The organism is Paraburkholderia sp. PAMB 6770 (assembly GCF_057748135.1).
This window is the reverse complement of sequence record NZ_CM173239.1, coordinates 1,094,524-1,117,219: the sequence shown is the minus strand read 5'-3', so window position 1 is coordinate 1,117,219 and position 22,696 is coordinate 1,094,524. Positions and strand designations below refer to the sequence as shown.

The 22,696-nt window shown below is 68.9% G+C and carries 22 protein-coding genes; 9 read left to right on the top strand and 13 right to left on the bottom strand.

Features of this window, described 5'->3' with window-relative positions; genetic code table 11:
* The 5 genes from AC3AP7_RS22415 to AC3AP7_RS22395 form a co-directional block, all read right to left on the bottom strand.
* Complete coding sequence (locus AC3AP7_RS22415) at nt 1-945, bottom strand: histone deacetylase family protein (RefSeq protein ID WP_487364735.1); 945 nt, start codon at nt 943-945, stop codon at nt 1-3.
* 88 nt (nt 946-1,033) lie between these two features.
* The gene (locus tag AC3AP7_RS22410; RefSeq protein ID WP_487364734.1) at nt 1,034-2,056 is read right to left on the bottom strand and encodes an alpha/beta fold hydrolase; all 1,023 of its coding nucleotides are present in this window, start codon (nt 2,054-2,056) and stop codon (nt 1,034-1,036) included.
* Nucleotides 2,057-2,083: 27 nt separating this feature from the next.
* Entirely contained in the window at nt 2,084-3,430 is a 1,347-nt protein-coding gene (locus tag AC3AP7_RS22405; protein WP_487364733.1) for an MFS transporter, read from the bottom strand.
* Nucleotides 3,427-4,458 carry an alpha/beta hydrolase gene (locus AC3AP7_RS22400; RefSeq protein WP_487364977.1) on the bottom strand — a complete coding sequence of 344 codons (1,032 nt, stop codon included), beginning with the start codon at nt 4,456-4,458 and terminating at the stop codon, nt 3,427-3,429. The genes AC3AP7_RS22405 and AC3AP7_RS22400 overlap by 4 nt, the downstream gene beginning before the upstream one ends.
* A 151-nt stretch (nt 4,459-4,609) precedes the next feature.
* A complete protein-coding gene (locus tag AC3AP7_RS22395) occupies nt 4,610-5,665 on the bottom strand; it encodes a porin (protein ID WP_487364732.1) in 1,056 nt (351 codons plus the stop codon).
* 226 nt (nt 5,666-5,891) lie between these two features.
* On the opposite strand from AC3AP7_RS22395, the gene AC3AP7_RS22390 reads away from it, so the two are divergent.
* The 4 genes from AC3AP7_RS22390 to AC3AP7_RS22375 all read left to right on the top strand — a co-directional run bounded on the left by AC3AP7_RS22390 (nt 5,892) and on the right by AC3AP7_RS22375 (nt 10,001).
* The gene (locus tag AC3AP7_RS22390) at nt 5,892-6,824 is read left to right on the top strand and encodes a LysR family transcriptional regulator (RefSeq protein ID WP_487364731.1); all 933 of its coding nucleotides are present in this window, start codon (nt 5,892-5,894) and stop codon (nt 6,822-6,824) included.
* Nucleotides 6,825-6,995: 171 nt separating this feature from the next.
* Nucleotides 6,996-7,766 (top strand): GntR family transcriptional regulator, encoded by a 771-nt coding sequence (locus AC3AP7_RS22385; protein WP_487364730.1) that lies wholly within the window; start codon nt 6,996-6,998, stop codon nt 7,764-7,766.
* 106 nt (nt 7,767-7,872) lie between these two features.
* The gene (locus AC3AP7_RS22380; protein WP_487364729.1) at nt 7,873-9,108 is read left to right on the top strand and encodes an MFS transporter; all 1,236 of its coding nucleotides are present in this window, start codon (nt 7,873-7,875) and stop codon (nt 9,106-9,108) included.
* 50 nt (nt 9,109-9,158) lie between these two features.
* Nucleotides 9,159-10,001, top strand: coding sequence for an amidohydrolase family protein (locus tag AC3AP7_RS22375; RefSeq protein WP_487364728.1), 843 nt, complete (start codon nt 9,159-9,161; stop codon nt 9,999-10,001).
* A 30-nt stretch (nt 10,002-10,031) separates the two neighbouring features.
* Here the strand turns inward: AC3AP7_RS22375 and AC3AP7_RS22370 are convergent, their stop codons facing one another.
* Genes AC3AP7_RS22370 through otnK form a run of 3 tightly spaced genes read right to left on the bottom strand, consistent with a single transcriptional unit; the run spans nt 10,032 to nt 12,258 of the window.
* Complete coding sequence (locus AC3AP7_RS22370) at nt 10,032-10,286, bottom strand: hypothetical protein (protein ID WP_487364727.1); 255 nt, start codon at nt 10,284-10,286, stop codon at nt 10,032-10,034.
* Nucleotides 10,283-10,945: a 3-oxo-tetronate 4-phosphate decarboxylase gene (gene otnC, locus AC3AP7_RS22365; protein WP_487364726.1), complete on the bottom strand. Its 663-nt coding sequence runs from the start codon at nt 10,943-10,945 to the stop codon at nt 10,283-10,285. The genes AC3AP7_RS22370 and otnC overlap by 4 nt, the downstream gene beginning before the upstream one ends.
* Nucleotides 10,942-12,258, bottom strand: coding sequence for a 3-oxo-tetronate kinase (gene otnK / locus AC3AP7_RS22360; protein WP_487364725.1), 1,317 nt, complete (start codon nt 12,256-12,258; stop codon nt 10,942-10,944). Before otnK ends, otnC begins: the two co-directional genes overlap by 4 nt.
* A gap of 185 nt (nt 12,259-12,443) precedes the next feature.
* On the opposite strand from otnK, the gene AC3AP7_RS22355 reads away from it, so the two are divergent.
* Both AC3AP7_RS22355 and AC3AP7_RS22350 read left to right on the top strand, forming a co-directional pair.
* Nucleotides 12,444-12,677, top strand: coding sequence for a GntT/GntP/DsdX family permease (locus AC3AP7_RS22355; RefSeq protein ID WP_487364724.1), 234 nt, complete (start codon nt 12,444-12,446; stop codon nt 12,675-12,677).
* 67 nt (nt 12,678-12,744) lie between these two features.
* Nucleotides 12,745-13,554, top strand: a complete 810-nt coding sequence (locus AC3AP7_RS22350; RefSeq protein WP_487364723.1) for a DeoR/GlpR family DNA-binding transcription regulator — start codon at nt 12,745-12,747, stop codon at nt 13,552-13,554.
* Between the two features lie 89 nt (nt 13,555-13,643).
* On the opposite strand, the gene AC3AP7_RS22345 is transcribed toward AC3AP7_RS22350, so the two are convergent.
* The 4 genes from AC3AP7_RS22345 to fdhA all read right to left on the bottom strand — a co-directional run bounded on the left by AC3AP7_RS22345 (nt 13,644) and on the right by fdhA (nt 17,597).
* Complete coding sequence (locus tag AC3AP7_RS22345) at nt 13,644-14,384, bottom strand: hypothetical protein (protein ID WP_487364722.1); 741 nt, start codon at nt 14,382-14,384, stop codon at nt 13,644-13,646.
* Nucleotides 14,385-14,649: 265 nt separating this feature from the next.
* Complete coding sequence (locus AC3AP7_RS22340; protein WP_487364721.1) at nt 14,650-15,183, bottom strand: hypothetical protein; 534 nt, start codon at nt 15,181-15,183, stop codon at nt 14,650-14,652.
* A 69-nt stretch (nt 15,184-15,252) separates the two neighbouring features.
* Nucleotides 15,253-16,104, bottom strand: a complete 852-nt coding sequence (locus AC3AP7_RS22335) for an SPFH domain-containing protein (protein WP_487364720.1) — start codon at nt 16,102-16,104, stop codon at nt 15,253-15,255.
* Between the two features lie 293 nt (nt 16,105-16,397).
* Nucleotides 16,398-17,597, bottom strand: coding sequence for a formaldehyde dehydrogenase, glutathione-independent (fdhA, locus tag AC3AP7_RS22330; protein ID WP_487364719.1), 1,200 nt, complete (start codon nt 17,595-17,597; stop codon nt 16,398-16,400).
* A 232-nt stretch (nt 17,598-17,829) separates the two neighbouring features.
* Here fdhA and betI point away from each other — a divergent pair, with 232 nt between their 5' ends.
* From betI to betA, 3 genes are read left to right on the top strand one after another with little or no spacing between them, the layout of a single operon-like run.
* Nucleotides 17,830-18,438, top strand: a complete 609-nt coding sequence (gene betI, locus AC3AP7_RS22325) for a transcriptional regulator BetI (protein ID WP_487364718.1) — start codon at nt 17,830-17,832, stop codon at nt 18,436-18,438.
* Nucleotides 18,438-19,907, top strand: a complete 1,470-nt coding sequence (betB, locus tag AC3AP7_RS22320) for a betaine-aldehyde dehydrogenase (RefSeq protein ID WP_487364717.1) — start codon at nt 18,438-18,440, stop codon at nt 19,905-19,907. Before betI ends, betB begins: the two co-directional genes overlap by 1 nt.
* An 11-nt stretch (nt 19,908-19,918) precedes the next feature.
* Nucleotides 19,919-21,637 (top strand): choline dehydrogenase, encoded by a 1,719-nt coding sequence (gene betA / locus AC3AP7_RS22315; RefSeq protein WP_487364716.1) that lies wholly within the window; start codon nt 19,919-19,921, stop codon nt 21,635-21,637.
* Nucleotides 21,638-21,671: 34 nt separating this feature from the next.
* Here betA and AC3AP7_RS22310 read toward each other — a convergent pair whose 3' ends face one another.
* Nucleotides 21,672-22,688 (bottom strand): branched-chain amino acid ABC transporter permease, encoded by a 1,017-nt coding sequence (locus tag AC3AP7_RS22310; RefSeq protein ID WP_487364715.1) that lies wholly within the window; start codon nt 22,686-22,688, stop codon nt 21,672-21,674.
* Nucleotides 22,689-22,696 lie beyond the last annotated feature (8 nt).

Below are 22,696 nucleotides of genomic sequence, written 5' to 3'. Positions count from 1 at the left end.
TCAGCGGGCCGGCGCGCTCATCAGCGCGCGCACGTGTGCGGCCGCGCCGCTCGCGAGCCCGTCGAGGCTGTACCCGCCTTCGAGGATCGACACGATGCGACCGTTGCACGCGACGTCGGCAATCTGCACGAGTTCCCGCGTGATCCAGCCGAAGTCGTCGTCTTCGAGGCTCAGTCCCGCGAGCGGATCGAGACGGTGCGCATCGAAGCCCGCCGACACGATCAGCAGCTGCGGCCCGAAATCGCGCACCGCCGGCAACAGGTCCGCCGCCATGCGCGCGCGAAACTGCGTCGAATCGCACCCGCGTCCGAGCGGCACGTTGACGATATTGTGGTTCGGCCCGGTCTCGGAAGCCGCCCCGGTGCCGGGATAAAGCGGCCACTGATGGCTCGACGCATACAGCAGCCCCGGCCGCGACAGAAATGCACGCTGCGTCCCGTTGCCGTGATGCACGTCGAAGTCGACCACTGCAACCCGCTCGACGCCATACGCGTCGCACGCGTAGGCCGCCGCAATCGCGGCCTGATTGAAGATGCAAAAGCCCATCGCGCGGTCCGGTTCGGCGTGGTGACCGCACGGGCGCGTCGCGCAGAACACGTTGCGCGCGGCGTCGCTCATCACCGCGTCGACGCCCGCGCACGCGGCGCCCACGCAGCGCATCACCGCCTCCCACGAGCCGGGAGACATCACCGTATCGCCGGCATCGAGCGCCACGCGTCCGCGCTGCGGCACGGCGCGCGCGATATCGTCGACGAAGTCCGGCGTGTGGATGAGCTGTACCTGATCGAGCGTGCCGGGCGGCGCCTCGCGCCATTCGAGCGCGGCGAACTCCGGCGCTTTCAGCGCGCGCAGAACCGCGCGCAGCCGCTCCGGCGACTCCGGATGATCCGCACCCGGCTGGTGATCGAGGCAGGCGGCATGGGTATAGACGAGGGTGGTCGACATGGGCGGCATGGAACAGAACCGCCTGAGTCTAGAGCCGAATGGCCGGCGCGGCTAATTGGACATAGTTTTGCAAACGATAGGCTTTCGTTTATGGAAGCCGCGGCGGCGCCTCGTCGAACAGCGCCGCGACGCCCTGCGGCGACGTGAATATGCCCATGCCGTCGTGCCCGACGCCTTCGATCACGCGCGTGCGGTGCCGCGGCTCCGACGGATGCCGCCTCTGCATGTAGCGCGCGTACGCGAGCCCGCGCGCGAGGCGATGCGCGCCCTGCGCCTGCGCCGCACAGGACGTGTCGAGCGCCGGATGCGCGGGATCGCGGTCCTCGCCCCCTAGCAGCACGGTCACGTCGCGGCCCGCATACGCCTGTTCGAGCGCGCGGGCGTCGAACGCCTCGCCGCCCGCCCGCGCGTAGGCCGGCAACCGGTTCAATCCGTATTTCCAGTCGTCGAAACCGGGGCAGCGCGCCGCGTCGAACGGCGCGAAGCCGCCGTCCGGCGTCGGGCGCAGCGTGTCGAAATACACGTATGACGACGGATTCGCAATCACATAGCGCAGCGCGATCCCGCTACCCGCAAGCGGCGCCTCGCCCCGCGTGAGCACCGCGTAGCGCTGCGCGACCTGGCCGCCGCCCGAGTGGCCCGCGATCACGATCGACGCGAGCGACGGAAACTGCTCGCGCTGCGCGAGCGCGTCGAGCATCGCGTCGAGCACGTCGAACGAACTGAGCGGCGCCGCGCCCGTCGCCGCGTCGCCGCCCATCCAGCCCGTCCAGTCCCAGCGCAGCGTATCGGGCGGCAGCCGGTGCGCGTCGACATCGGCTTCGGCAAGAAACTGCGGCACGATCAGCAGCGTATCGTGCTCGTCGCCGCCCGCCGCGGCGCGGGCCTGCCGCGCCAGCTCGAAATAGGCGTCGGCGTTGCGCAGACGCCCGTGAATCAGGATCACCGCGCGCCGGATCGCCGGCTGCCGCACGCTCCAGTCGCAGGTGACGTACAGCGGCGTGACGCCGCGGCCCGCGGCGCACGCGACCGTGAGCCGGTGCGGCGCCACCACCGTGACAGGCCGCTCGTTCGGCGCACGCTCGTCGCCGGGTGGAAAAATCTCGGACATGCAAAACCTGGGAGTACGTGATAAAAATCATTGCGCGGCCGCCGAACCGGCGCGGTGCACCGGCTCGGGATCGCGCCCGGACTTCGTGAAAAACACCATCGCCAGCGACACGAGGCCGGCCACGATCAGATAGAACGCCGGCATGAAGCTGCTGCCGCTCCAGTGCGTCAGCGTCGTGATCGTGAGCGGTGCGAGCCCGCCGAACAGCGTCACCGCGATGTTGTACGACAGCGCGACGCCGGTCGAGCGGTGGCGCACCGGAAACAGCGTGGCGAGCATGCCGGGGTGCGAACCGGACATCGCGGCGAGAAACACCGTGGCTACCATCTGCGCGATGAACAGATGCAGCGGCGACGGCGCGGAAATCACGAAGTCGAACAGCGGATACGCGACGAGCACCCACGCGATCACGACCGGGTAGAACAGCCGGTACGCGCCATAGCGGTCGCACAGCCGTCCCGCGAGCGGAAAGAGCCCGAGATTCAGCACGCCCGAGACGAATGCGCCGACCAGCGCGGTGGACAGCGGCAGATGCAGTTGCCGCTCGACATACAGCGGCAGATAGGAATGCCACACATAATTGGTTGCCGCACCAACGATGATCACGCCCATTGCACAGATCACCGTGTCGGTGTTATTGCGGAAGAACGCGCGCAGGCCTTCGCGCTTCGGCGCATCGCGCCGTTCGTGCAGCAGCGCGAATTCCGGCGATTCCGCGACGCGGTGGCGGATGTAGAAGCCCACCGGTCCCGCGAGCGCGCCCAGCAGGAACGGCAGACGCCAGCCCCACGCGACGAGCTGCGCATGCGTGAGATGCGTCGTCAGCAGCCAGCCGGTGCCCGACGACAGCAGCAACGCAAACGCCTGCGCGGACATGTTGAAGCTGCCGTAGAACATCTTCTTGCCGGGCGGCGCATACTCGACGAGCATCGCCGAGGCCGTCGCGAACTGGCCGCCCACCGACAACCCCTGCAGCAGGCGCGCGAGCACGATCAGCAGCGGCGCGGCCACGCCGAGCGTCGCATACGACGGCGTGAGGCCCATCAGCAGCGTACTCGCGGCCATCGTGACGATCAGCATGGCGAGCGCGCGCCGGCGGCCCATGCGGTCCGCGTACATGCCGAGCAGCACGCCGCCGAGCGGGCGCACGAGGAAACCGATCGCAAACGTGGCCAGCGTCAGCGCGATCGACACGAACGGCCGGTCGGCCGGAAAGAACACCTGCGCGATGATCTTCGAGAAGTAGCCGTAGACGAGAAAATCGAACCATTCGAGCCCGCTGCCGAGCACCGAGGAGACGATCGCGCGCCGCACCATCCGCGCGCTCATGGCCGGCGCGGCGATGGCGTCGCCTGAAACGTGGGTGGGGTTCATTGCGTGCATGCTCCTGTTCCGAACATCGTTGCCAGCGCACACGGCGAACTCAGCATACGCGCGCCATTGTGGCCAACGCCGGGCACCACGTGAAACTGCTGGTCCAGCCCCTGCGGATGCCGCATCCGCAGATAGCGCACATAGCCTTCGGCGCGCGCGACGCGCTCGCTGCCCTGCGCCTCGGCCGGACAACTGCGGTCGAGCGCAGCCTGCACCGGACTGTCGTCGCTGCCGCCGACCAGGTACACGACGCGGCGCTTCACATAAGCCGCTTCGAGCTGCGCGGGCGTGCGATCGGCCACGTAGGGCGGGCGCGCCTGCATCCCGTACTTCCAGTCGTCGAAGCCCGGGCAGCGCGATGCGTCGAACGGTGCAAAGCCGCCGTGGCCGTCAGGGCGCTGCGCATCGAAATACGCGTACGAAGACGGGCTCGACACGACGTAGCGCACGTCGATCCCCTCTTGCGTCAGCGCACGCAGGTCGTGCGCGGCCACCGCGTAGCGCTGCACGACCTGGGCGCCGCCCGAATGACCGGCGAACGTCACGTACTTCAGGTTCGGGAAGTGCCGCCGGTCCGCAAGGCGCGCGACGATCGCATCGAGCACCGCGTACGAGCTGAGCGGCACCGGGCCCGCGGCCGGTTCGCCGCCCATCCACGCGTTGTCCTTCCAGCGCAGCATGTCGGCGGGCACCTCGTGTACGCGCGTGTCGAGCGTCGCGAGAAACTGCGGCGCGACGAGCAGCGTGCTCGCCGCGCTCACGCCCGACGCGTCGCGCGCCCGCTGCGCGGTGCGGTAATACACGTCCGCGTTGCGCAGCTTGCCGTGAATCACGATCACCGCGCGCACGATGTCCGGCTGCGGCACGTCCCAGTCCGCCGACAGGTAGAGCGGCGCCTCGGCCGGCCCCTGCGGCGTATCGAGCCGCAAACGCTGCGGCGCGATGACCGCCACCGGATGCAGGTGCGGCGCGTACGCGTGCTGCGCGTGCGCGACGCCCGGCGCCGCGGCGAGCGGCAACGCCGCCATCAGCGCAAACGCCGCGCAGCGGCGTATCGCGCGCGCGCGATCTGCGCGCCAGCTCTTCAACAGATTCATCGGACTCCTCCCGCGTGATGCGCTTTCATGCTGTGCCTCGTATCGCTTCGTATCGCCTCGTGTCGCCTCGTGTCGCCGTCGCTCAGAAGCGGTGACGGATGCCGAACGTCACCGCGGTCTGGTTCGCCCAGAACGCGGTCTCGTCGGTGACGCCGACCGGCGTGAACGTGCCGTTCGCGTTGCGCGTCGCGGCCGCGTAGCCGACGGTTGCGTACACATCCGTGCGGATGGACAGCGCGTAATCCGCGCTCACGACGCCCATGATCGCATTCGACACGCCCTTCGTCGCGTTGCTCTGGTAGTACACCGCGCCCGTCAGCTGGAAGGCCGGCGCGAAACGGTAGCGCACGCCGCCGAACCACAGCGCGGCCGCGGTCGATGCACCCCTGGTCGGATCGTACAGGTAGTGCTCGTAGCCGCCCATCAGCGTCGCCGGGCCGATCTCGTCGCGTGCCGACAGGCTCCAGTTGCGCGACTTCGTCCACGTGCCGCTCGAATTGATCGCACCGTTGCGGTAATCGTAGGCGAACGCGGCGGACAGCGAACCGAGCGCGTATTCGAGCCCGCCGCCATAGGCGGCGCTGCTCTGGAACGAGCCCGCATCGCCGCCGAAACTGTAGTCCGCGATCGCCTTCAGGCCGCCGAACTGGCCGACGTATTTGACCGAATTGTCGAGCCGCGCCTTGTACGAGAAATCGTCGGACGAACCGGTGGTCGGAAACCACGTATATTGCGGCGCGTAGCCCATCGGATCGTACTTCTCGAGAATGTCGTACATCGCGGTGTATTGCAGGCCCGCGGACAGCGAGCCAAACGACGCATTCGACACGCCGACCGACGCGTTCCGGTTGAACAGTACGCCGGACGAAGCCTGCGTGCCGTCATTGCTGTTGAAGCCCGCCTCCAGTTCGAAAAACGCCGTATAGCCGCCGCCGAGGTCTTCCGTGCCGCGCATGCCGAAGCGCGAATTGCTGAGGCCGCCCGAATTCTCGCGCACCACGGACCCGCCGCTTGCATTGGCATGATTGATGAATTCGATGTTGGTATCGAGCACCCCGTAGAGCGTGACGGACGACTGCGCATGCGCGGACAGGCTGGCTGCGCCGGCAAACGCGGCGGCAAGATAGTGCTTTTTCACTGGCGTCTCCTGAAACCGGTTGTTATCTGGTTTTTTGTCTGGCTTGTTATTTATCTCTGCCGACCTCGCCGCGAGGGGTCTCGACGACCGGCATCCGCAGCGATGGCGAAATCGTAGAGTCCGCGCTCGCCAATGTAAAATACTGGTTTCAGGCACCATCCATACTTTTAAAATATAGATTGCCGGATGCGCGACGGGACGTGCGGAGACACACAGGAGACGAACGATGGAACTGCGGCATCTGCGCTATTTTCTGGTGGTCGCCGAAGAAGGACAGTTCACGCGCGCGGCGTCGCGGCTTGCGATGCAGCAGCCGCCGCTGTCGCAGCAGATCCGCCTGCTGGAGGAAGAAATCGGCTTCGACCTGTTCGAGCGGCTGCCGCGCGGCGTCGTGCTGACGGAGGCCGGCAAGGCGTTCGCGCAGGACGCGCAGCGCGTGCTCGACGGGCTGCAGCAGTCAGTCGAGCGCGCGGCACGCATCGCGCGCGGCGAACTCGGCACGATCTCGATCGGCCTCACCAGTTCCGCCAGCTTCCATCCGCTCACCACCGAGGCAATCCGCGCATTCCGGCGGCAGCATCCGAGCGTCGGCATCGATCTGACCGAGCTGAACGCGGCTGAAATCAACGAGCGTCTCGCCGGGGGCCTCGTGCATGTCGCGTTCCTGCGCAAGCCGGTGACCCTGCCGCCGGACCTCGCCTTCGACGTGCTCGACGAGGAGCCCATGGTCGTCGTGCTGCCCGAGGATCATCCGCTGCTCGCGCGGCGGCGCGCGAAGCGGGGAGCGCCGCCCGACATCGCGCTGCGCGCGCTGGCCGACGAAGACTTCATCCTCGTGCGCCGGCCCGGCGCGCCCGGCATGTACGCGGACATCCTCACCGCGTGCCGCGAAGCCGGCTTCTCGCCGAATGTCGTGCGCGAAGTGCCGCGCATGCTGTCGGGCATCAAGCTGGTGTCGACCGGTCTCGGCATCACGCTCGTGCCCGCGTCGATGCAGCATTACAGTCAGGTCGGCGTCGTCTATTGCCGCGTGAAGCAACCGCACACGCTGACGGCGCCGCTCACGTTGTGCTATCCGACCACGCCGCGCAACGGCGCCGCGAGCCGCTTCGTCGAATTCGTGCAGCGCCATTTCCCGTTGCACGCACCCGCCGCGTAGCGCGATACGCCGGCGCGCGGCGCCCCGAAGCGCAGCCGCGCCGCTTTCGCCGCCCGCCGCCCGCCTTCCCGCCTTCCCGTAGCCGCCTGACTGAACCAGGCGGCGCACGTTCGCGCACCCGTTCAGGGTTAACCCGTCTCGCCAATCCGGCCAATTCATATAAACATATATATGAATCTAGCCGAACCGGCTTCCTTGTTATCCGGCACGCAGGCCCTCGAAACCGTGGACAACCGCATTCCCCGCTATCACCAGTTGCGCGACCAGCTTGCCGCGCGCATCGCCGCGCTCGAATGGCAGCCGCACGAGCCGCTGCCGACCGAGCAGGAGCTCGCGCTCGCCTACGATCTCGCGGTCGGCACGGTGCGCAAGGCGGTGGATCTGCTCGAACGCGAGGGGCTCGTCGAACGCTTCCAGGGGCGCGGCACCTTCGTGCGCCGCGCGACCTTCGAACGCTCGCTGTTCCGCTTCTTCCGCTTCCAGTCGCCGCGCGGCGAGCGCCTCGTGCCGCAAAGCCGCATTCTCGAACGCGACGTCGTGCGCGCGCCGAAAGCCGTCGTCGCGAAGTTCGCGCTCAAGCCGGGCGCCAAAGCGATCCGTCTCGTGCGCGTGCGTCTGATCGAGCAACAGCCGATCGTCGCCGAGCACATCTGGCTGCCGTACGACGCGTTCGCCGTGCTGGCCGACTACCCGCTCGACGCGATCGGCCCGCTCCTCTACCCGTTCTACGAAAAGCAGTGCGGCCGCGTGATCGCGCGCGCCGACGAGCGGCTCACCGTCGACACCGCCACCGCCGCCGATGCCGCGCTGCTGGGCGTCAGTCCGGGCAGTCCGGTCGTCGTGATCGAGCGGACCGCGTACGGCTATGACGGCGCGCCGCTCGAATGGCGCCAGTCGCGCGGCGCGGCGCAGCACTTCGCGTACGAAATCGAAATCCGCTGAACGCGCAGGCGCGCAGCGAGCGTCCATGACGTGCCCGCCGGAGGCGGCCGTTCAGGTTTCGCAGTTCAACCCGCATCAGCGCCGATACGCGGCGCGTGGAGTTCCGATGTTCTCGTGGTATAGCGATATTTCGACCGGCGAGCGGCGCACGTTCTGGGCCTGTTTCGGCGGCTGGGCACTCGATGCGCTCGACGTGCAGATGTTCAGCCTGGTGATTCCCGCGATCATCGCGCAATGGAGCATCAGCAAGACCGAGGCGGGCTTCGTGAGCGGCGTGACGCTGATCGCATCGGCGCTCGGCGGCTGGGTCTGCGGCGCCGCCGCGGACCGCCTCGGCCGGGTGCGCACGCTGCAGATCACGGTAGCGTGGTTTTCGGTGTTCACGCTGCTCAGCGCGTTCGCCCAGACCTACGATCAGTTCGTTGTACTAAAGGCACTGCAGGGCTTCGGCTTCGGCGGCGAATGGGCGGCCGGTGCGGTGCTGATGGCCGAAAGCATCCGCAACGCGCATCGCGGCAAGGCGATGGGGGCGATGCAAAGCGCGTGGGCCGTCGGCTGGGCCGCCGCGGTGCTGCTCTACGCGGTCGTCTTTTCGTTCGTGCCGGCCGCGTTCGGCTGGCGGCTGATGTTCGGCCTCGGCACCCTGCCCGCGCTGCTGATCGTCTATCTGCGCCGTCATATCCAGGAGCCGCAAGGCACGCTCGCGGGGACCGGGCGCGCAGCCCGCACGCCGCTGCTGTCGATCTTCGCGCCGGACGTGCTGCGCATGACGCTGATCGGCGGACTGCTCGGCATCGGCGCGCACGGCGGCTATTACGCGCTGACGACGTGGCTGCCCACGTTTCTGAAGACGGAGCGGCATCTGTCGGTGCTCGGCACCGGCGGCTATCTGGCGGTGATCATTGCCGCGTTTTTCTGCGGATGCATCGCGGCGTCGTATCTGCTCGACGCAATCGGCCGGCGCCAGACGATCCTGCTGTTCGCGCTGTGCTGCGTCGCGACGGTGATCCTGTACGTGTTCCTGCCGATGTCGAACACCGCGATGCTGATGCTCGGCTTCCCGCTCGGCTTCTTCGCAGCAGGCATTCCGGCCAGCATGGGCGCGCTGTTCAACGAACTGTATCCGCGCGGGACGCGCGGCACCGGCGTGGGTTTCTGCTACAACTTCGGACGTGTCGTATCCGCAGGCTTTCCGGTGATGGTCGGCCACCTTGCGGGCCGCTATTCGCTGGGCTTCGCGATCGGCGTCGATGCCGCGGCGGCCTATGCGATCGTCGCGCTCGCCGTCCTGATGCTGCCGGAAACGCGCGGCCGCACGCTTTCCGACAACCCGGCCACCTGAGCCCCCCTGAGCAACCCGAGCACCCCGAGCCCCTCACCTGAGCATCACGCATGACCGAGCCTCACCCCCACGCCATCACGGGAATCGACGCGCACGCGCACGTGTTCGTGCGCGGCCTTGCGCTCGCATCCGGCCGGCGCTATGCGCCGGCCTACGACGCTCCGCCTGAACGCTACCGCGCGATGCTCGCGCGCCTCGGGCTGTCGCACGGCGTGCTCGTGCAGCCCAGCTTTCTCGGCACCGACAACGACTACCTGCTCGCGAGTCTCGACGCGTCCCCGCAGATGCTGCGCGGTGTCGTCGTCGTGAATCCGGCGCGCGACATTGCACACCTCGACGCCTGGCACGCGCGCGGCGTCGTGGGCGTGCGCGCGAACCTGATCGGCGCGGCGCTGCCCGACTTCGCCGACGCGAACTGGGCGCCGCTGCTCGAACGCATGGCCGCGCTCGGCTGGCATCTCGAAGTGCAGGTCGAAGCCGCGCGGCTCATGACCGTCATCCCGGCGCTGCTCAAAAGCGGCGTCAACATCGTGGTCGATCATTTCGGGCGCTTCGATCCGGCGCTCGGCATCGCAGACCCGGGCTTCGCCGCGTTGCTCGCGCTCGGCGCGACCCGTCGGGTGTGGGTCAAGGTGTCGGCCGCGTACCGGGTCGGCGCCGCGCGCCACGATCCGTCCGCCGCGCTCGCGGCCGCGGCAGGCGCGTGGCCGCCGCTCGTGCGCGCGTTCGGCGTCGAGCGGCTGCTCTGGGGCACGGACTGGCCGCATACGCAGTTCGAGGATGTCCAGACGCCGGCGCTCGCGTACGCGCAGTTCGAGGCGTTCGTCACGGAACCGGATCAGCGGCGCGCGGTGCTGGTCGATACCCCTGCGGCGTTGTTCCGGTTTGGGTGAGCAACGCGCGGAACGAGCCGCGCTGCTGCGTCATTCGGGTCCGCGGTTGCCGTCCGTGACCGAACCGGAAACCGCGCCGCGTTCCGGCAGCGCCGTCACGCCGGCGCAATCCGAACCGGTGGCGCAGGTCTTCGGCGCATCGATGCGGGCGCGGCCAAACCGGCTCGTCAGCGCCGCACAGACACGGGTCGGTTCGGCACCGGCGAACCCGGCGTCATCGAAATGAGCCGGGCGAGCGGCCGGGTCATCCTCGCGGTTCCGGTCTGCGCGGCCGCGCCCGCTCACCGGCGCGCGCCAAACACCTGGCGCAGTTCGTCGAGCGCCGCGTCGTCGAGCGGCGCCGGGCGCGGCGAGGTCATCAGCCACAGCCGCGCGGTTTCCTCCAGTTCCTCCAGCGCATAGGCCGCGTGCCGGACGCTGCGCTCCCAGACCACCGGACCGAGCCGTTCGAGCAGCACCGCGCGCACCTCGGCCGCGCGCGCGGCGATCTGCTGCGCCACCTGCGGGTCGCCGGGACGGCGGTAGCGAATCAGCGGCACGTGCCCCACCTTCATCACGTAGTACGGCGTGATCGGCGGCAGCACATCGTCCTCGCGCCACACGCCGGCGAGCGTCAACGCGACGAGCGAGGTGGAATGCGTATGCACGATGCCATGCGTCGCCGGATTGCGCGCATAGATCCCGCGATGCAGCGCCAGCGTCTTCGACGGCGGCGCGCCCGCCACGTGACGCCCATCCGCATCGACCTTCGCGATATCCGCGGGATCGAGCTGCCCGAGACAGGCGTCGGTCGGCGTGATGAGCCAGCCGCCGTCGCCGCAGCGCGCGCTGATGTTGCCCGCGCTGCCCACCGTGTAGCCGCGCGCGTAGAGACTCGCGCCCGTCATGCAGATTTCCTCGCGCAATTTCGCCTCGCCTGCCGCGAGCGTGCCGGTCGGCTTCATGCACCGACCCCCTGCGCATAGCGCAGCGCCTTCGCGAAGAAATCCACGCCGCCGAAGTTGCCGGACTTCAGCGCCAGCACGAGCGGCGTGTCGCCGACGCTGACCGTGACCGGCACGCCGGGATCGATCGTCGGTCCGATCCGCAGCATCCGCACGCCGAGCGCCTGCACCACGGCGCCCGACGTCTCGCCGCCCGCCACGACGAACTTGCGCACGCCGCGCGCGAGCAGCCGCTGCGCGAGCGACGCGAGCGCGGCTTCGACGAGTGCGCCGGCCCCGCTGCCGAGTTCGTCCTGCACGGCCTTCACTTCATCCGGCGTGGCCGTCGCGTAGATCAGCACCGGCTGCGGCGCGGGCCCGCGCCGATGCTGCTCGACCAGCGCGAGCGCCGCATCGACCACCGCTTCGCCGCGCGCGAGCGCGCGCGGATCGATACGCATCCCGGGCCGGCGCTTCAGCCACTCGGCAACCTGCGCCTGAGTGGCCTTCGAGGCGCTGCCCGCCAGCACGACAGCCGCGCCGTCGACGGCCGGCAGTCGCGCCGGTTCGGCGGCGGGATCGAGCAGCCCGGCGCGCCGGAAATTGTCGGGCAGGCCAAGCGCGATGCCCGAACCGCCGGTCACGAGCGCGAGATCCGCGCAGGCTGCGCCGAGCGTGCGCAGGTCCGCATCGGACAACGCATCGGCAATCGCGAAGCGCACGCCGTCCGCGCGCAGGCGGCCGATCGCGTCGCGCACCGCGTCGACGCCGCGCGCGAGCGTCTCGAACGGAATCAGGCCGACCTTCGAGCGCGTCTGCCGCTGCAGCACGCGCACGAGGTTCGGGTCGCGCATCGGCGTCAGCGGATGGTGCTCCATGCCCGACTCGTTGAGCAGCCCGTCGCCGACGAACAGATAGCCGTGATAGACGGTGCGCCGGTTCTCCGGAAACGCCGGGCACGCGATCGCGAAACCGGCGTCCTGCGGCCGGTCCGCCGCGAGCGCGTCGAGCAGCGCGTCGGCGACCGGGCCGATGTTGCCCGCGTCCGTCGAATCGAATGTCGAGCAGTACTTGAAGAAGAACTGCCGGCAGCCCTGCGCGCGCAACCAGTCGAGCGCCGCGCGCGACTGCGCGACCGCCGCGTCCGCCCCGATCGTGCGCGACTTCAGCGCGACCACGACTGCATCGGCGTCGAGCGGGTCGGCGGCAGCGGGCACGCCGATCGTCTGCACGGTGCGCATGCCGGCGCGCACCAGCATGCTGGCGAGATCGGTCGCGCCGGTGAAGTCGTCCGCGATACAGCCCAGCAGCGGGCTTCGGGCCTGAGTTTGCATGGAACACCTCCTGTGCGGACATTGTAGCCTCGCTCGCGATGACGATGTGAATAAATGGTAAATTATTTGACCTATGTGATAAATAACGTTAAGGTCGCGGTCAAGGCTCGCTGCCCGGCGCCGTCCGATTCATCGTCAACCGCGGTGTCGGGCGCCCTCCTCCGTCACATCGCGTGGATGCCACGATGAACTACGAACTCCTGTTTTCCCCGTCACCGTCGGCTATGCGCTCACCCGCGCTCGCGACGGCCTCGGGCGCGGTGATGCTGTCGCACGTGAACGACTCGGGCTTCTGGCTCTTCAAGGAGTATTTCCAGCTGACGATCGCGCAGACGCTGCGCACATGGACGCTGATGCTGTCGCTGCAGTCGCTGGTCGGGCTCGTCGGCGTGCTGCTGCTCGGCTCGCTGATCCGCTAAGATAACGGACTGCCGGGCGCCGCCGCCCCGGCGGTCCGGCGGCCCGTCCGCGTCCCAGAGAATCCGCATGTCGAGCAAAGCCCCACCCGACGCCCCCGAAGCGCCGCTGATCCCCGACCAGCGGCGCGAAGCGATGCTGCGCCAGTTGCGCCGCGACAAGGTGCTGTCCGTGCATCAGCTGATGGAGTCGTTCGGCTGCTCGCACATGACGATCCGGCGCGACATCGCGGCGCTCGAAGAAGCCGGCCTCGTCTATCCGGTGCCGGGCGGCGTGCGCATCGCGAGCCATCTGCACAGCGAGCCGAGCCACGAACTGAAGGCCGAAGTCGAGCAGCCGCAGAAGCAGGCGATCGCGCGGCGCGCCGCGCAGGCGCTGCAAGCGGGCATGTCGATCTATCTCGACGCGGGCACGACCACGCTGTCGATCGTGCCCCACGTCGCGTCGCTCGCCGGCATGACGGTCGTCACCAACGACTTCGCGATCGTGCACGCGCTGTCGGGCGCAACGCACGTGAACGTGATCCATACCGGCGGCCAGCTCGATCACGCGAACCTGTCGAGCGTGGGTCCGCTCGCGGCCGCGACGCTGTCGCACATGGTGCTCGACGTCGCGTTCATTTCGGCCAGCTCGTGGGACCTGCGCCGCGGCGTCACCACGCCGTCCGCGCCGAAGATCGACGTGAAGCGCGCGGCCATCGAGGCCGCGTCGCGCGCGGTGCTCGTGTCGGGCAGCGCGAAGTACGGCACGGTCGGCCTGTACCGGGTCGCGGCGCTCGATGCGTTCGACCTGATCGTCACCGACGACGGCCTCGCGCCGCGCGCCGCCGCCGCAATCCGGCAGTCCGGCGTCGAACTCGCGCTGGCGGCGGCGGACTGAGCGCGCGTCGCCCCGCGCAGGCGCACGCACTCATCGGCCTGCGTGGACGATCGATCGGCACCCAGGCCGGCGTGTCGCGCACGCGACCGCTAATCGAATGATTCGGGCGCGATGGCGCCGCCTGCCACCACCCGATGCGCAGCATCGACGCCCGTCGCGAAGAAGCGCCAGTCCTCGTTATTCCCGGCGCCGTCCGGCATCACGATCAGGCGATACTCGCGCGATAGCGCAATCACCAGTCCACCCGCCTCGTTCGCCGAGATCTGCTCGACGCTCACCGGTGCCGGCCTGACAAGTACGTCGTACAAACGACTGGTTGTGGCCTGTGCGTCGTCATCGGAGCCGCACAGGTCCGCACGCGTGGCGATCGCCACGCCCGCCCGCTCGATCCGCCAGTCGCATTGCACATGAAGCGCCCATTTTCCGACGCGCTTCACCCTACCCCTGAAATTCCTGACCTCCGCAAGCGGACCGAAACCAAGCGTCAGCATGGCAGCCGCATGGTGAACGCCGCTCAGGTCTGCGCCATGGAGTACGGATAGCCATTGCTCGATTTTCTTTCGCGTCTCTACCATAAAGAATTTGCCTGATTCAAGGACGTTGGCGTTTCCATCGGTTGGACGTATCCTTTGCGCGCCCCTTGCTTCGTGGAAACCGATCCCTTCTTCAAAAGTTTCGTTGTGCCATTGACGAGCCCGCCCAGGGGGCAGACCCAGGAGCCTTGCAACATCATCCGTCTGTTTTTGGCTCAAGCAAGGAGGCAGAAAGAAGAACATCAGGATTGCCAGGTAAACCGGGGAAAAAAGACGAAGCGTTCCTGCTTCGCACATTGCACGCGCGGTGCCGATGTCCGGCCGGGAACGGCCGGGGCGTCAGCGCTGCCCGAGCGCCAGCGTGATCGACAACCCGGCGGTGAACGCGCCGCCGGCACACGGGCAACCCGTCGCGCCCGATACCGGGGGGAGCTTGCCGGTGATCGACCTCGCGCCGGCCGACCTTGCCGACAGCGCCGCAGCGCACCCCCTGCCGGATGCGGCGAACAGGCGCCGGCCGCCCGTGACGCGGCTGTCTGCCGACGGCAGCCTGACCCGCTGGCTAGCCCGCAAACACCGACAGCACCTGCTTGCGCGCATCGACCGCCTCGCGCAACGCCGCGAGCGCGCCGGCAAGCGCGGCGTCGTCGGGCGCGGCCTTCGCCGCGTCGAGCACGCGCAGCGCGAAACCGGCGAGCGCGTCGTCGGCGGCCATCAGGCGCGGCAGGAACTCCCGCTCCGCGCGATGCCGCCGCCACGTTGCGTCGTTTTCCGGCGCCGGCAGGTGGCGCACCCGCGTTTCGAGCGCCTCGATCTCGCGGCCGAGCGCCTCGAGCGCGCCGATCCGGCGCCGCTCTTCGGCGCCCGGAAACGGCGTCTCGCGGCTCGGCGCCGGAATCGTGCGGCGCAGCGCCGCCGCGTGCACGCCGAGCGCGGCCCGCGCATCGCCGAGCAGCGCGCACACGCCGTTGCGGATCAACTGGTCGTCGGCGCGGTCCTTGTTCTCCTGGCGGTACGCGTTGTAGCCCCAGCCGGTATAGAGGTTCATCAGCAGCGCCTTGAGCGCGCCCGCATTGTCGATCGGATTGGGGTTCATGGCGGTAATCGGTCCACTATCGGTTCGGGAATGCGGCGCGCCGCCCCGCCGCGCGCCGCGTGAACGCGCCTATTTCTGCAGGCCGGCGAGCGTGCCCGCGTCGAACGTGCCGAGCGCGGCGCCGCCGATCTGGAACGGCGCGCCGCATGCGGCGTTCGGAGCGGACACGAGGCCCTTGTCGGCCATCTTCAGCGCGAGGTACATGCGCGCGGCCTCCAGCTCGGTCATGCCGAACGCGCGCAGCGAGATCAGCTCGCGCATGCGCGCGTCCTGCGGCATGATCAGGATCTTCACGTCGTTCAGATGCACGCCGTAGATGCCGAGGAAATCGCTCAGATGCCCTTTCGCGAGCTCGATGATGTCGTGGATGTGCTCGTTGATCTGCTCCATCGGCGTGACCTGCACGATCTGGTTGATCGCCTGCTCGATCACCGGGCCCGCGTATGCGGTCAGCTCCGCCATCGGAATGCGCTCGCCCGCGAACGGCATGTGCGTGATCAGCTTCACCGCGTCGTCTTTCGTGTCGACGTGCACGTAGTAGTCGACCGTGTAATCCATGATCGCCATTTCCTTCGACGTGGCGACGCCCTTGTTCTGCGCGAGCAGCTTGCTGCGCTGGACGTAGATCGCCTCGTACTGCCACGGCGACGTGCCGCCGAAGAAGCCCTGCACGATGTTGCCGAGTATCGGCTTGTCGGGCGTGGTGATCTGGTGCTGACCGGTCTCGTAGACGTCGAGCACCGCGCCGCGGCTTTTCAGCACGCAGAAGTGATTCGACTCGACCGTCAGCAGCGAGCCCGAGACGATGCTGTTGTCGGGGTATTTCCATGCCAGCGTGTCGAGGCCCATCACGTCGCGCCCCTGGCTGTCGAGCGTGCTGATCACCTGACGCTGCAAACCGCTGCCTTGTCCGAAAGCCATGCCTGATCCTCTCTGGTAAGTACGCCCGCTTTCCGGCCGCGGGCCTGGCCGAACCGGTGCGGCCGATGCCGCCTGCGCCGCGGGAACGTTCGCGGCGGCGCGCGCCGCCGCGCCCCGGACAGCCGGAACTCCGGAATCACCCGGAGCACATGCGGCGCGCATCGCGAACAGGCCGCAGCGGTTCGCCGAGGCGATCCGCACGGGCCTGCACGCCGCGCTCCATGTTATTACAGCGGCAGCCGGATGGGAGAGGTTTCAGCCACGGCGCGTGGTGCGCCGCACGGGCGTACCCGTTATGCGGCCTTCAGCAGCCCGTGCGGATCGATCACGAATTTGCGCGGCGCGCCGCCGTCGAACTTGCGGTAGCCCTCCGGCGCATCGTCGAGCGACACGACGGTCACGTTGACGATGTCGGCGATCGGCAGACGGTCCCACAGGATCGCCTGCATCAGGTTGCGGTTGTACTTCATCACCGGCGTCTGGCCGGTATGGAACGAATGCGACTTCGCCCAGCCGAGGCCGAAGCGGATGCTCAGGCTGCCCTTGCGCGCGGCCGCGTCGGCAGCGCCCGGATCGTCGGTCACATACAGGCCCGGAATGCCGATCGCGCCGGCCACGCGGGTGATGTCCATCAGCGAGTTCAGCACGGTGGCGGGCGCTTCCTCCTGATGGCCGTGGCTGCCGTGGCCGTGCGCCTCGAAGCCGACGCAGTCGACCGCGCAATCCACCTCGGGCGTGCCGAGGATCTGCGCGATCTGCTCGCCGAGCGTCGCATCGCGCGACAGGTCGACGGTCTCGAAGCCCACCGCGCGCGCATGCGCGAGCCGCTCCGCATTCATGTCGCCGACGATCGTGCACGCCGCGCCGAGCAGGCGCGCGGACGCCGCCGCCGCCATCCCGACCGGGCCCGCCCCGGCGACGTAGACGGTCGAGCCGGGCTTCACGCCGGCCATCACCGCGCCGTGATAGCCGGTGGGCAGGATGTCCGACAGGCAGGTGAGGTCGCGAATCTTTTCCATCGCGCGGTCGCGATCGGGAAATTTCAGCAGGTTGAAGTCCGCGTACGGCACCAGCACGTACTCGGCCTGCCCGCCGATCCAGCCGCCCATGTCGACGTAGCCATACGCGCCGCCCGCGCGCGCCGGATTCACGTTCAGGCACACGCCGGTGTGCTGCTCCTTGCAGGTCTGGCAGCGGCCGCAGGCCACGTTGAACGGCACCGACACCAGATCGCCGACCCTCAGCGTCTCGACGTCGCGCCCGGCCTCGACCACCTCGCCGGTGATCTCGTGCCCGAGCACGAGCCCGACCGGCGCCGTGGTGCGCCCGCGCACCATGTGCTGGTCCGAGCCGCAGATGTTGGTCGACACCACCTTCAGGATCACGCCGTGACCGATCGCCCGGCCCGCCGGGTCGACCATCTTCGGATAATCGATCGGCCGCACCTCGACCTTGCCCGGCCCCAGATACACGACACCGCGATTGCTGCTCATTGTCTCGTCTCCATGTTGATCCTGCTGAACGGTTGCCGGAACGCCGCGCCGGCCGCGACCGGCGCGGGCGCCACACCTTGCAGCGTATTCGCTCGGGGCATGCGCCCCCTGTGCAAAACCCGACATGCTCCTGGCTGAAACCGACATCGCCGTGCCGGACCTTTTTTATTGATTGAACGTTCAATAAAAAACGCATAGAGTCACGCCATCCGATCACGGAACCTGAGAGACCATGCCCAAAACCGGAATGCGCGAAGTGCGCCGCGCGCAGCTGATCGACGCCACGCTGCTGTCGATCGACGAAGCGGGCCTCGCCGGCACCACGCTCGCGGCGGTCGCGCAGCGCGCGCGGATTTCCACCGGCATCGTGAGCCACTACTTCGGCGACAAGGACGGCCTGCTCGAAGCGACGATGCGCCACATCCTGCGCGATCTGTCCGCGGCCACCGCGCGCCGGCGCAACGCCGCGCCGGCGCAGCCGCGCGCGCGGCTGCGCGCGATCGTCGCGGCGAACTTCGACGTGAGCCAGCTGAGCAGCCCGGTGATGAAGACCTGGCTCGCGTTCTGGGCGCAGAGCATGCACGAGCCGCCGCTGCGGCGGCTGCAGCGCGTGAACACGCGGCGGCTCTATTCGAACCTGTGCGCGGAGTTCGCGAAGGCGCTGCCGCGCGCCGCGGCCCGGCGCGCGGCGAGCGGCCTCGCCGCGCTCATCGACGGCCTGTGGCTGCGCGGCGCGCTCGCCGGCGCGCCGTTCGACACGAAGGCCGCGCTGCGCCTCGCCAACGATTACATCGATCTGCTGCTCGCGCCGCGCGCGGGCCGCGGCAAAGGAGAAACCTGATGTCCCTGTATGGCCTGCAACGTTTGTACATCGGCGGCGAGTCCGTCGACGCGACGAGCGGCGTCACGTTCGATACCCGCGATCCGGCCACCGGCGACACGCTCGCCACCGTGCAGCAGGCGAGCGCCGCCGACATCGACCGCGCGGTGGCGTCGGCGCGCGACGGCCAGCGCGCGTGGGCCGCGCTCACCGCGATGCAGCGCGCGCGCATCCTGCACCGCGCGGTCGGCCTGCTGCGCGCGCGCAACGACGCGCTCGCCGAACTCGAAATGCGCGACACCGGCAAGCCGGTTGCGGAAACGCGCGCAGTCGACATCGCGACCGGCGCCGACGTCATCGAGTATTACGCGGGCCTCGCGCCCGCGCTCGAAGGCGCGCAGATTCCGCTGCGCGCGGACTCGTTCGTCTATACGCGGCGCGAACCGCTCGGCGTGACCGCCGGCATCGGCGCCTGGAACTATCCGATCCAGATCGCCTGCTGGAAGTCCGCGCCCGCGCTCGCCGCCGGCAACGCGATGATCTTCAAGCCGAGCGAAATCACGCCGCTCAGCGCGATCCGGCTCGCGCAGATCTACAGCGAGGCGGGCGTGCCGCCCGGCGTGTTCAACGTCGTGCAGGGCGACGGCACGGTCGGCGCGCTGCTCGCCGCGCACCCGGACATCGCCAAGCTGTCGTTCACCGGCGGCGTCGAAACCGGCAAGAAGGTGATGGCGCTCGCCGGCGGTTCGTCGCTGAAGGAAGTGACGATGGAACTCGGCGGCAAATCGCCGCTGATCGTCTTCGACGACGCGGATCTCGAACGCGCTGCCGACATCGCGACAAGCGCGAATTTTTTCAGCGCGGGCCAGGTCTGCACGAACGGCACGCGCGTGTTCGTGCATCGCGCGGTTCTGCCGGCGTTCGAGGCCATGCTCGTCGAGCGGGTGAAGCGCATCCGCATCGGCGCGCCGTCCGATCCCGATACGAACTTCGGCCCGCTCGCGAGCGCCGCGCAGCTCGACAAGGTGCTCGCTTACATCGAGCGCGGCAAGCGCGAGGGGGCGCGCGTCGTCGCGGGCGGCGCGCGCCTCGCCGACGGCGCGTACGCGCGCGGCCAGTACGTGCAGCCGACCGTGTTCGCCGACTGCCGCGACGACATGACGATCGTGCGCGAGGAAATCTTCGGCCCGGTGATGAGCCTGCTCGCGTTCGACGACGAAGACGAAGTGATCCACCGCGCGAACGACACGCACTACGGCCTCGCCGCCGGCATCGTCACCGAAAGCCTCGCGCGCGCGCATCGCGTGATTCACCGGCTCGAAGCCGGCATCTGCTGGATCAACACCTGGGGCGAGTCGCCGGCCGAAATGCCGGTGGGCGGCTACAAGCAGTCGGGCATCGGCCGCGAAAACGGCGTCGCGACGCTCGCGCATTACACGCGACTGAAATCCGTCCAGGTCGAACTGGGCCGCTACCAGCCCCTGTTCTGAAGGAATCCGAAATGTCAGGGAAGGAATACGACTATATCGTGATCGGCGCGGGTTCCGCGGGCAACGTGCTGGCGACGCGCCTCACCGAAGACCCGGACGTGACCGTGCTGCTGCTCGAAGCGGGCGGGCCCGACTACCGGCTCGATTTCCGCACGCAGATGCCCGCCGCGCTCGCGTACCCGCTGCAGGGCCGCCGCTACAACTGGGCGTACGAAACCGAGCCCGAGCCGCACATGAACCAGCGGCGGATGGAATGCGGGCGCGGCAAGGGGCTCGGCGGCTCGTCGCTGATCAACGGCATGTGCTACATCCGCGGCAATGCGCTCGACTACGATGGCTGGGCCGCGCTCGACGGCCTCGAAAACTGGCGCTATGCCGACTGCCTGCCCTACTTCCGCCACGCGGAAACGCGCGATGCCGGTCCGAACGACTATCACGGCGGCGCCGGCCCGGTGCACGTGACGACCAGCAAACCCGGCGTCAATCCGCTGTTCGAGGCGATGGTCGAAGCGGGCGTGCAGGCCGGCTATGCGCGTACCGACGACCTGAACGGCTACCGCCAGGAAGGCTTCGGGCCGATGGACCGCACCGTCACCGCGCGCGGCCGGCGCGCGAGCACCGCACGCGGCTATCTCGACATGGCGCGCGCGCGGCGCAACCTGACCATCGTCACGCATGCGCTGACCGACCGCATCCTGTTCGCCGGCACGCGCGCGCACGGCGTCGCATGGCTGAACGGCGGCACGCCGCACACCGCGCACGCGCGCCGCGAGGTACTGCTGTGCGGCGGTGCGATCGCCTCGCCGCAGATCCTGCAGCGCTCCGGCGTCGGTCCGGGCGAATGGCTGCGCGAACTCGGCATCCCGCTCGTGCTCGACCTGCCCGGCGTCGGCCGCAACCTGCAGGATCACCTCGAAATGTACCTGCAGTACGCGTGCAAGGAGCCGGTGTCGCTGTATCCGGCGCTGCTGCTGCGCAACCAGCCGGCCATCGGCCTCGAATGGCTGCTGCGCGGCACCGGCATCGGCGCCAGCAATCATTTCGAAGCGGGCGGCTTCATCCGCACCCGCGACGACGATCCCTGGCCGAACGTCCAGTATCACTTCCTGCCCGTCGCGATCAACTACAACGGCAGCCACGCGATCCATATGCATGGCTTCCAGGCACACGTCGGCTCGATGCGCTCGCCGAGCCGCGGGCGCGTGAAGCTGCGCTCGCGCGATCCGCGCGTGCATCCGTCGATCCTGTTCAATTACATGGCCGACGCGCTCGACTGGCGCGAGTTCCGCGACGCGATCCGGATCACGCGCGAGATCATGCGGCAACCGGCGCTCGACCGCTGGCGCGGCGCCGAGCTGAACCCCGGCGCGGACCTGCGCACCGACGCGGAGCTCGACGCGTTCGTGCGCGCGCGCGCCGAAACCGCGTATCACCCGTCGTGTTCGTGCGCGATGGGCTACGACGACATGGCGGTGGTCGACAACGAAGGGCGCGTGCACGGGCTCGAAGGGCTGCGCGTCGTCGACGCGTCGATCATGCCGCGCATCACCACCGGCAACCTGAATGCGCCGACCATCATGCTGGCCGAGAAGATCGCCGACCGCATCCGCGGGCGCGCCCCGCTGCCCCCTGCCGATGCCCGCTACTACGTCGCACACGGCGCACCCGCGCGCGGTGCGGCGGTGCGCGCGCCGGAAGCGGCGCGTGCAGCCGCGCTGCAAGGCGGCTGACGCGGCGCGTGGCGAAACGCGCGGTCGCGCCGCGTCACGCAGCCGGACGGCGCGCGCCCAGCCGCCCGGCCGCGCGAGCGCGCCGGCTGCGCGCCGCCCAAAAGCGCTCCACCTCGCCGACCACGCCGCGCCGGAACGCAAGCACGCAGACCACGAAGATCAGCCCGATCACGATCGTCACCGACTCGCCGAGACTCTGGAACCACGCGATGCCGGTGAGCGCAGCCAGCCCGTTGCCGATGTCGCCAAGCCGGTTTTCGAGCACGACGACGAGCATCGCCCCGAGCACCGGGCCGAAGAACGTGCCGAGGCCGCCGACGAGCGTCATCAGGATCACCATGCCCGACATCGTCCAGTACACGTCGGACAGCGTCTCGAAGCCGAGCGCGAGCGTCTGCAGCGCACCCGCGAGCGCGGACAGCAGCGCCGAGAGCACGAACGCGATCAGCTTGAAGCGATCCACGTCGTAGCCGAGCGAGATCGCGCGCGGCTCGTTCTCCTTGATCGCGCGCAGCACCTGTCCGAACGGCGACTTCACGACGCGCATGATGAACAGGAACGCCAGCACGCAAACGATCAGCACGACGTAATACAGCACTGTGTCGTTGCCGAGCGGCAGCAGCCCGAACAGACGCCCGCGCGGCACGCCCTGCAGGCCGTCCTCGCCCCCCGTGACAGGCGCCTCGACGCAGACGAAGTACACCATCTGCGCGAGTGCGAGCGTGATCATCGCAAAGTAGATGCCCGCGCGCCGGATCGCAAGCAGCCCGAACGCGAGCCCCAGCACGCCGCCCGCCGCGACGCTCGCGAGAATCGCGAGCTCCGGCGTCAGCCCGAGATTGCGCAGCGCGTAACCCGCCACATATCCCGCTCCGCCGAAAAAGGCGGCGTGCCCGAACGACAGCAGTCCGGTATAGCCGAGCAACAGGTTGAATGCGCATGCAAACAGCGCGAGGCACAGCAGCTTCGTCATGAACACCGGATAGCATCCGAGCCACGGTGCGGCGACGAGCGCCGCCGCGAAAATCAGGTACAGCATCGGTCGTTGCATCGCGGCCC